Source organism: Mesorhizobium sp. M1A.F.Ca.ET.072.01.1.1, from assembly GCF_004023325.1.
Taxonomy (GTDB): Bacteria; Pseudomonadota; Alphaproteobacteria; order Rhizobiales; family Rhizobiaceae; genus Mesorhizobium.
The window spans coordinates 1-481 of record NZ_RZSF01000721.1; the positions used below are offsets into that span (position 1 = coordinate 1).

The window sequence follows — 481 nt, forward strand, 5'->3', positions numbered from 1 at the left end:
GAGTTTTGCGCCCTCGCGGCGCGATATGCCATGTCAGTCGACATCGAAAACATGGGCTGGCGGACGGTAAGGACCTTTCGCGACAGCCTAGCGATCTTGAATGCCTGTGGAGCAGAGAACGCCGGTGCCCTTGTTGACGGGATTCACTTCTTCCGAAACGGCGCCTCGATCGACGAGCTTCGCGCAAATGCAGGGAAGGTAAAGCACATCCAGCTTTGCGACGTCCGCGGGCCTGCGCCCAAAACATCGGACGCAATGATCGCCGAGGCGAGAAGCGGCAGGCTCGCTCCTGGAGAAGGCGAACTGCCATTGAAGGACCTCTGTGCGGCAACTGAACACGGCGCTGCTATCTCGGTCGAAGTGCCACTCGTCGGGCCGGTGGACCCGAAAGCACATTTAAAACATCTGCATGCCGGCGCACTGGGAATTTTGAAACCAGATCACTGATCTGGCGCCGACGCGGCCTAGGCCGGTCAGGAGG

General features: G+C 59.9%; 1 protein-coding gene. It reads left to right on the forward strand.

All coding sequences use genetic code 11. From position 1 onward, the window contains the following. Positions 1 to 447: TIM barrel protein (locus EOA32_RS37715; protein ID WP_145971532.1), on the forward strand; the 447-nt coding region annotated here is incomplete at its 5' end. Between the last annotated feature and the right edge of the window lie 34 nt (positions 448 to 481).